The sequence below is a fragment of the Microbispora hainanensis genome (assembly GCF_006874475.1).
Lineage (GTDB): Bacteria > Actinomycetota > Actinomycetes > Streptosporangiales > Streptosporangiaceae > Microbispora > Microbispora hainanensis.
This window is the reverse complement of record NZ_VIRM01000044.1, coordinates 70,189-78,850: the sequence shown is the minus strand read 5'-3', so window position 1 is coordinate 78,850 and position 8,662 is coordinate 70,189. Positions and strand designations below refer to the sequence as shown.

The 8,662-nt window shown below is 71.8% G+C and carries 7 protein-coding genes and 1 pseudogene; 2 read left to right on the top strand and 6 right to left on the bottom strand.

Annotation, left to right across the window (positions count from 1 at the left end):
• The 3 genes and pseudogenes from FLX08_RS43285 to FLX08_RS28930 form a co-directional block, all read right to left on the bottom strand.
• Window positions 1-517: pseudogene (locus FLX08_RS43285) on the bottom strand (transposase); the annotation flags it as partial.
• 135 nt (window positions 518-652) lie between these two features.
• Window positions 653-1,027 (bottom strand): cupin domain-containing protein, encoded by a 375-nt coding sequence (locus FLX08_RS28935; protein ID WP_208761725.1) that lies wholly within the window; start codon window positions 1,025-1,027, stop codon window positions 653-655.
• Window positions 1,028-1,066: 39 nt separating this feature from the next.
• Window positions 1,067-1,438 carry a DUF4267 domain-containing protein gene (locus FLX08_RS28930; protein WP_142623377.1) on the bottom strand — a complete coding sequence of 124 codons (372 nt, stop codon included), beginning with the start codon at window positions 1,436-1,438 and terminating at the stop codon, window positions 1,067-1,069.
• Between the two features lie 88 nt (window positions 1,439-1,526).
• Between FLX08_RS28930 and FLX08_RS28925 the strand changes: the two genes are divergently transcribed.
• Complete coding sequence (locus FLX08_RS28925; protein WP_142623375.1) at window positions 1,527-2,099, top strand: TetR/AcrR family transcriptional regulator; 573 nt, start codon at window positions 1,527-1,529, stop codon at window positions 2,097-2,099.
• Between the two features lie 43 nt (window positions 2,100-2,142).
• On the opposite strand, the gene FLX08_RS28920 is transcribed toward FLX08_RS28925, so the two are convergent.
• The gene (locus tag FLX08_RS28920) at window positions 2,143-2,739 is read right to left on the bottom strand and encodes a TetR/AcrR family transcriptional regulator (protein ID WP_142623373.1); all 597 of its coding nucleotides are present in this window, start codon (window positions 2,737-2,739) and stop codon (window positions 2,143-2,145) included.
• A 198-nt stretch (window positions 2,740-2,937) separates the two neighbouring features.
• Here FLX08_RS28920 and FLX08_RS28915 point away from each other — a divergent pair, with 198 nt between their 5' ends.
• Window positions 2,938-4,431: an MDR family MFS transporter gene (locus tag FLX08_RS28915; protein ID WP_142623393.1), complete on the top strand. Its 1,494-nt coding sequence runs from the start codon at window positions 2,938-2,940 to the stop codon at window positions 4,429-4,431.
• A gap of 105 nt (window positions 4,432-4,536) precedes the next feature.
• Here the strand turns inward: FLX08_RS28915 and FLX08_RS28910 are convergent, their stop codons facing one another.
• Window positions 4,537-7,023, bottom strand: a complete 2,487-nt coding sequence (locus FLX08_RS28910) for a polynucleotide kinase-phosphatase (RefSeq protein WP_142623371.1) — start codon at window positions 7,021-7,023, stop codon at window positions 4,537-4,539.
• Complete coding sequence (locus FLX08_RS28905) at window positions 7,020-8,561, bottom strand: 3' terminal RNA ribose 2'-O-methyltransferase Hen1 (protein WP_142623369.1); 1,542 nt, start codon at window positions 8,559-8,561, stop codon at window positions 7,020-7,022. Before FLX08_RS28905 ends, FLX08_RS28910 begins: the two co-directional genes overlap by 4 nt.
• Window positions 8,562-8,662: the final 101 nt, after the last annotated feature.

Here is an 8,662-nt window from a genome sequence, read left to right as displayed (position 1 = left end):
GCTGAGAGTGGTCGGCCGCCCCAGCGGATGCCTCTCTCGCTACGAACTCGGGCGCGTTCGCGGCGCTGGGCGGCGAGGACGTCGGGGTGGCGGGCGTCGGCGTTGCGCCGGCGTAGGTAGGCGTGTGACGGCGGCGCTCCAAACACAGCTCGACCGTGTTGTTCTTCGCCCAAGCCAGGATGCGCCAGTTCTTGTGGGCCGACAGGTTGTCCAAGATGACGTAGATGGAAGCGCCGTCGGGGCGGGCAGCCCGGATGGAGCGCAGCACGGCCCAGGTGTGGTCGATGCCCGTGCGCCGCCGGACCACGCCCCACAGCAGGTCGTCGCCGACGGAGTGGCAGCCGTGGAAGTAGGTGATGCCGCGGGTGCGGTGGTAAGTGGCCGGCAGCCGGTCCGGCCGCCCCTGCTCCGCCCACCCGGACCCGTGAGTGGGGCGGATGCCCAGCGGGCCGAACTCATCGAGGGCGAAGGTCCGCTCCGGCCGCTGAGTGAGGGCGCACTCGATCCGGTCCAGCTTGCGCTAGACGGCCTGCCCGCTCCTGGTGGCGTTCCAGACGTCGCTCGTGCGCAGGTGGTTGTCGTAGAGCTCCTGAACCTCGAGGAGGGACTCCGGCGGCTGCTTGCCGTAGGCGATGCGCTCCAGCTGACGGAACTATTCGAAGCGCTCCACCCCCGGCGTGACGACGATGAGGATGTCGGCGTCGTGGCCGGGGGCGGCGGCGAACGCGTGGGTGAGGCCGGGCGGGACGATGACGAGGTCGCCGCGTTCCGCGGTGACGACCTCGTCTCCGCTCAGGAGCTGGGCGCGGCCGTCGAGCAGGTAGAACAGCTCGGCGGAGCCGGCGTGGTGGTGGGGAGCGGCGCCGTCCGCGCCGTCGGCGAGGGTGATGCGCTGGGCGGACAGGGCGCCGCCCGTGGCGCTGCTGTCGGCCAGCAGCCGCATGGTGATGGGGATCCTGCCGATGACCTCGGCGTCGGCGGAGCGCACGATCACGGATTCGGCGAAGCGGGGGACGACCAGCGACATTCGGGATTCCTTACGAAGGCGGTGCGACGGGTACGGGGGTCAGACGGCGAAGAGCAGGGCGGCGTTGATCAGAACGACCACGGCGGTCGCGAAGTGGACGCCGAACGCGACCGCCCGGCTGCCGCCGTTGCGCAGCACGATCAGCGTGTCGCCCAGGGGCAGCAGGGCGACGACCAGCATGTACCAGGCCTCGGCACGGGCGCCGGCGAAGGCCAGCAGGGCCAGGCCCAGCAGTCCGTAGGTCCCGTCACGCAGGCCCTTGATCGTCAGATAGGCGCCGTCGCCGTCCTTCTTGCCCGGGACGCCGTAGCCCGCGGCCGCCGCCTGGGGCGCGAACAGGAAGCGGGCCCCGATGTATACGACGAACAGGTTGAGGACGATGGCGAGGCCGTACGCGATGGGCGTGAGCATGTCTCTCTCCGAGATCTAGCAGCGCTAGGAACGAAAACGACGCTAGCAGAGCAGTGCGATAAGCGCTAGCGCTGCTAGAGTTCGGAGCATGTCCATCCAGTCACGCAAGGAGCGCGAGCGCGCCGAGCGCGAGAAGCTGATCATCACGGCGGCCCGGGAGCTGGCCGAGGCCGAGGGCTGGGAGGCGGTCACGACCCGGCGGCTGGCCGAGCGGGTCGAATACAGCCAGCCTGTGCTCTACAGCCATTTCAAGGGCAAGGGCGCGATCATGGCGGCCGTCGCCGTGGAGAGCTGCGCCGACCTGGCCGTGGAGTTGCGCGCGGCCCGGACCGCGGCGCCGGACGCCCGCCACGCCATCGCCGGCGTCAGCGCGGCCTACGTGGCCTTCGCCGACCGGCACCCGGCCCTCTACGACGTGATATTCAGCCTGGACGTCCCGCTGCCGTTCGCCACCCCCGAGGCCCCGCCCGCCCTGCAGGCGGCCTTCGGCGAGTTGGCCGAGGCCGTCCGCCCCTACTCGGGCGACGACGACCTGGGCGCTCTGACCGAGACCTTCTGGGCTGCCCTCCACGGCCTGGTGACCCTCATGCGGGGCGGCCGCCTCCCGCGTGAGCTCCACGACCTCAGGCTCTCGCTGTTCCTGGCCCGCTTCACCGGCTGAGCCGGACAGGAGCCCAGGAAGGAGCCCAGGAAGGACCCCGGGCTCAGGCGAAGGGCCGTGCCACCTCGTCGAGGGCCTGCTCCATGATCTCTGAGAGCGGGCGGGCCTCCTGCTCCTCGATCCAGATGTTGGTCGCGATGCGCAACGCGACGAGGAAGGCACCGGCCATGATGCGGCGCTTCAGGTCGCCGCCCGGCTCTCCCGATCCCTCTCGGTCGCAGATCGCCTGCACAAGTTCCCGTTCCAGCTCGGCATGGTTGGCGAGCTGCCGGGCGAGCAGGGCCGGATGGCGCCGGGTCAGCAAGGTGCGCACCGCCCACTCCCGGTCGGGCTCGCCCACGTCCTCCAGCTCGTCGCGTACGGCGCCGCGCAGCGCCTGCCACCCCGACTCCCCCGCCGGCCGTTCGCGGACCGCCCGCACCAGGGACCGGATGCGCTGCTCCTCGCCGTACAGGAGGGCGTCTTCCTTGTTGCCGAAGTAGTTGGAGAAGGTGCGGCGCGAGACGTTGGCGGCCTCCACGATGTCGTCGACGGTGACGTGGTCGAGCCCGCGTTCCACCGCGAGCCGCATCGTGGCCTTGTGGATCGCCTGCCGCGTCTCGGCCTTCTTACGCTCGCGCAGCCCCGCCGTCGTCTCCATCGTGGGCCAAGCTTAGCCGCTAAAATATTGCCCACTGGGCAAAGTTGCCCAGTGGGCATGTAATCTTGAGGCAGTTGTCCTCACCCATCGGATTGGAGGCTGCGCGTGAGCGCACCAACGCTGCCGGAGACGGGGGCCAAGAGCCACCGGCAGATACTCGAAGCGCTGAGCGGCCTGCTCCTCGTCCTGTTCCTCGCGATGATCAGCAGCACCGTCGTGTCGGTCTCGCTGCCCCAGATCATCGGCTCGCTGAACGGCACACAGTCGCAGTACACCTGGGTGGTCACGGCCGCCCTGCTCACCACGACCGCCTCGACCCCCATCTGGGGCAAGCTCGCCGACCTGTTCAGCAAGAAGCTGCTGCTCGAGATCGCCATCGGCATCTTCCTCGTCGCCTCGCTGGCCTGCGGCTTCGCCCAGAACACGGCGATGCTGATCGCCTTCCGCGCGGTTCAGGGCCTGGGCATGGGCGCCCTGCAGATCCTCGTCCAGGTGATCATCGCCGCGATGATCAGCCCGAAGGAGCGGGGCAAGTACAACGGCTACCTCGGCGCGGTCATGGCCGTGGCCACGGTCGGCGGGCCGCTGCTGGGCGGCCTGATCACCGACACGTCCTGGCTGGGCTGGCGGTGGTGCTTCTTCCTGCCGATCCCGTTCACCGCGATCGCGCTGATCGTCCTGCACCGCACGCTCGACATCGTCACGGTCCGCCGTCCGGGCACCTCGGTCGACTACCCCGGCGCGCTCCTCATCGCCGCCGGCGTGAGCATCCTGCTCGTCTGGGTCACCTTCGTCGGCAACTCCTTCGACTGGATCTCCTGGCAGACCTTCGCCATGGTCGGCGTCTCGGTCGTGCTGCTGGGCGTCGCCGTCTGGGTGGAGTCCGTGGTCCGCGAGCCGGTCGTCCCGCTGCACGTCGTCCGGCGGCGCACCCCGGCCCTCGCGATCCTCGCCAGCCTGGCCGTCGGCATGGCGATGTTCGGCGGTGCGGTCTTCCTGGGCCAGTACTTCCAGATCGGCCGCGGCTACAGCCCCACCGAGGCGGGCCTGCTCACCATCCCGATGATGTTCGGCGTGCTCGTGTCGTCCACGGTCTCCGGGCGGATGGTGTCGCGGAGCGGACGGGTCAAGCCCTACATCCTCGTCGGCTCGATCGTGCTCACGCTCGGTTTCGCGGCCCTGTCGATGATCGACCATGAGACCTCGCTGGTCGTCGTCGGCGCGGGGATGCTGGTGGTCGGCGCCGGCGTCGGCATGTCCATGCAGAACCTCGTCCTGGCCGTGCAGAACACCGTGCCGCTGCGCGAGCTTGGCGCCGCGAGCGGCGCGGTCACGTTCTTCCGCTCGCTGGGCGGCACGATCGGCGTCTCGGTCCTCGGCGCGGTGCTGGCCGGCCAGGTCACCGAGAACATCACCACGGGCCTGACCAAGGCCGGCATCCCGGTGCCCGCGACCCAGAGCGGCGGCGGCGGCAGCCTCAACATGGGGGCGCTGCCCGAGCCGATCCGCACCATCGTGCGCGCCGCCTACGGCGACGCCACCGGCCACATCTTCCTGATCTCGGCCTGCATCGCGGTCGTCGGCATCCTCGCCGTGCTGTTCCTCCCGCAGGTGCGGCTGCGCGACAGCGTGGACCTGGCCGAGCCGGCCGCCGCCGGAGCGGACGCCCCCACCGCGACCGAGTCCCGCTGAACCCGATCCCTCACTGAGCCTGATCCCTCACCTACCCCCTGAACCCGGCCCCCGGGCACGGATCCCGAGCGTGGGCGGGAAGCCGTGCCCGGGGGCCGTCCGGTCTCACAGACGGGGATCGACCGGCTCGGACTCCAGCGCGAGCACGGCGAAGACCGCCTCGTGGATCCGCCACAGCGGCTCACCCTCGGCCAGCCGCGTCAGCGCCTCCAGGCCGAGCGCGTGCTCCCGCAGCGCCAGCGACCGTTTCCTGCCGGTGAACCGGCGCCGCAGCACGCCGAGCGACTCCGTGTAGTCGGGGCCGTAGATGATCCGCAGGTATTCGCGGCCCCGCACCTTCACGCCCGGCTGCACCCGTCCCTCCTGGTGGGCGGCGGGCTTGACCACCATGCCCTCGCCCCCGGCCTCGGTCAGCGCCGTCCACCACGCGACCGCCGCCTCCCGCTCCTCGGGCGAGTCGAGGGAGACGAAGACGTGGCGGGTCGGCGCGACGAGCGGCGAGTCCATCAGGCCGAGCGTCTTCAGGTGCCACTCGTGCGGCTCCGCCACCGCCGTCGCCCGGCCCTCGCACGCGAGGATCTGGAACGGCGCGAGCCGTACGCCGTCGAGACCCGAGACCGGCCAGCAGTAGCGGGCATAGGCGTCACGGAACCGGGCAGCGTTGTGTGCACGGCGGCGGGTGCGGTCGAGCAGAGCGCCTACATCCAGGCCACGTCCCGCCGCCATCTCCAGCGCCGCGACCGCCTCGGGCAGCGCCACCCGGGCGGCCGCGCCCACCGAGGCGTACTGGTCGCGGATCAGTCCCTCCGCCTTGGCCGACCACGGCAGCAGCTCGCAGTCGAGCACGACCCAGTCGGTCTCCAGCGCATCCCAGAGTGGCGCGGCCGCCTCGCGCAGCCGGTCGACCAGTTCCGGCATGTGCTCGTCGAAGAAGGGCCGCCCGGTCCGGGTGTAGACGCAGCCCGTCGTGCCGTCGGCGATGCCGAAGCGGCGGGCCGCCGCCTCCGGCGTCCGCGCCAGCACGGCGATCGCGCGCGAGCCCATGTGCTTCTCCTCGCACACCACCCGGGTCACCCCCGCCCGGGCGAACTCGTCGAACGCCTCGGCCGGGTGCTCCAGGTAGCCCTCCAGTGTGGAGGTCTCCGGCGGGGCCATGGTCGGCGGCAGGTAGACCAGCCAGCGGGGATCCACGGCGAACCGGCTCATGATCTCCAGCGCGGCGCGGGAGTTCTCCTCCGCGACCTTGATCCGGCCGCCGAACCGCGTCTCCACGAAGCGGGTGCCGTCCACGTCGCCGATGTCCAGCACGCCGGGGTCGCGGGCGGGGGTGGCGGCGGCCAGCGGACGGGCCGGCTCATACCAGACCTTCTCGGCCGGCACCGAGACGAGCTCGCGCTCGGGGTAGCGCAGGGCGGTCAGCCGCCCGCCGAAGACCACGCCGGTGTCGAGGCAGATGGTGTTGTTCACCCACTCCGGCTCGGGCACCGGGGTGTGCCCGTAGACGACCATGGCCCGCCCCCGGTAGTCGTTCGCCCAGGGGTAGCGCACCGGCAGGCCGTACTCGTCGGTCTCCCCGGTCGTGTCGCCGTACAGGGCGAACGCCCGCACCCGCCCGGAGGCCCGCCCGTGGTAGGCCTCCTTGAGCCCGGCGTGCGCGACCACCAGCCTGCCGCCGTCGAGGCGGTAGTGGCTGATGAGGCCGTCCATGAACGTCCTGGCCGCCGCGCGGAACTCCTCCGGCTCGGCGGCGAGCTGCTCCAGCGACCGCTCCAGTCCGTGGGCGACCCGCACCTTGCGGCCGTCGAGGGCCCGCACCAGCTTCTGCTCGTGGTTGCCCGCCACGCACAGCGCGGTCCCCGCCTCGACCATGCTCATGACCAGCCGCAGCACGCCCGGCGTGTCCGGGCCGCGGTCGACCAGGTCGCCGACGAAGACCGCCGTACGCCCCTCGGGGTGGACGGCGCCGTCCGGCCCGACCTCCCAGCCGAGCTTGGCCAGCAGGCACTCCAGCTCGGCCCGGCAGCCGTGCACGTCGCCGATGATGTCGAACGGCCCGGTGAGGTTGGTCCTGTCGGTCCACGCCTTCTCGTACGTGATGGTCACGTCGTCGATCTCGTCGCCGCGCAGGACGTGGACCCGGCGGAAACCGTCCTTGGAGATCTTGCCGAGCGACCGGCGCAGTTCCTTGCGCTGCCGGGTGATCACGTGGGGGCCGAACGCCCGGTCGGGACGGCCCGCGTTGCGGGCGCGCGCCACCTCCTCCGGCACGTCGAGCACGATCGCGTCGGCGAGAACGTCGTGGGACCTGGCCAGCTCGATGAGCTTCTTGCGGGCCTCCCACTGCACGTTGGTCGCGTCCACCACTGTGAGCAGGCCCCGGCGCAGGCGGATGCCCACGATGTGGTGGAGCAGCTCGAACGCCTCGGGCGTCGCGGTCTGGTCGTTCTCGTCGTCGGAGACCAGGCCCCGGCAGAAGTCGGACGAGACGACCTGCGTGGGCCCGAAGTGCCGGGCCGCGAACGTCGACTTGCCGCTCCCGGAGACGCCCACGAGCACCACCAGCGACAGCTCCGGCACGCTGATCTCGGTCACGGCCGCTCCTCCCTCCTGCTGAAGACCGCCATCTGGGTGGGCGGGCCCACCTCGGGGTCGTCCTCGCCCACCGGCCGCAGATCGGCCGCGTAGCCGTACGTCTCGCACACGCCCGCCACCCACGCGGCGAACTCCGCCCGGCTCCACTCGAACCGGTGGTCGGGGTGGCGGCGCGCCCCCGCGAGCAGCTCGTATCTGACGTTGTGCTCCACGTTGGGCGTGGTGACGATCACGTGTGCGGGCCGGGCGGTGCCGAAGACCACGCGTTCGAGCGCCGGCAGCCGCGGCGGGTCCACGTGCTCGACGACCTCCATCAGCACCGCGGCGTCATATCCGGCGAGGCGCGCGTCGGTGTAGGTCAGCGAGCCCTGGAACAGCTCCAGCCTGGCCTGTTTGGCGTCCGGCATCCGGTCGGTGCGCAGACGGCGGCCGGCCATCGCGAGCGCGCGGGCCGACACGTCCATGCCGGCCACCTTGGTGAAGGACGGCTTGGCCAGCAGCGCCGAGAGCAGCTGCCCCGAACCGCAGCCGAGGTCGAGCACGCTGCGGGCGCCGATCTCCTCCAGCGCCGCCACGACGGCCTCCCGGCGCAGCGTGTTCAACGGCACCCGGCCCTCATCCGTCCCTTCGCTGGGCGCGGCATCCGGCGGCTCGGGGGTGCCGCGCTCGACGGTGGCGGGCTCGACGGTGGCGGGCTCGGTCTGCCCGGCTCCGCCGACTCCGCCGGCCGGTGCCGTGGAGGCGGAGGGGTCGGCGCCCGGCTCCTCCTCCACCGGCGGGTCCAGGGTCTCCTCCACGTCGTCGCCGAGCTCGGCGAGACGGGCGAAGGCGGTGCGGGTGAGCGCCCACCGCCGGCCGAGGTAGCGGCGGGTGATCAGTCCCTTCTCCGGATGGCCGGCCAGCCACCCCCCACCGGCGCGGACGAGCTTGTCGACCTCGTCGCCCGCCAGCCAATAGTGCTTGGCGTCGTCCAGCACCGGGAGCAGCACGTACAAGTGGTTGAGCGCGTCGGCCAGGCGCACGTTCCCGCGCAGCGCGAGCCGTACGTAGCGCGACTCGCCCCACTCGGGAAAATCGGGGTCCAGCGGCACGGCCTCGGCGCCCACCTCCCAGCCCAGCGGCCCGAACAGCCGGTGCGCCAGATCGGCCCCTCCCCGGCACGGCAGCGCGGGCAGGCGGATCTCCAGGGGGATCGGCCCGTCCGCGAGGTCCTGACGGGAGTTGCACCGCCCGGTCCGCGCCGTGCGGAACACGTCGGCCAGCGCCGACGCCAGCAGGGAGGACGCGGCGTACGGCCGGTCGTTGACGTACTGCCGGAGGGAGAAGTCGGGTGAGGACGAGTCCCGTGAACGGGCGAGCCGCACCGGGTCGACCTCGAGCAGCAGCGCCGCGGTGCACCGGTCTTCGCCCGCCTCAGGGTAGAAGACCCGCGCCGTGCCGAACGACCGCTCGAACTCCTGCACCCGGTCGGGATGCTTGTGCAGGAGGAAGCCGAGGTCCGTGGCGGGCCGCAGAGTCGTCGAGATCGTGAGGAGCACCCGGCAAAGTGTGCCGGATGCCCCCTTCGACCGGCTATGCCTTTTCAGGCCGCACGGTGCGCCGCTCCCACACAACAGCCCTGCTTTCACACGTGCGGGAG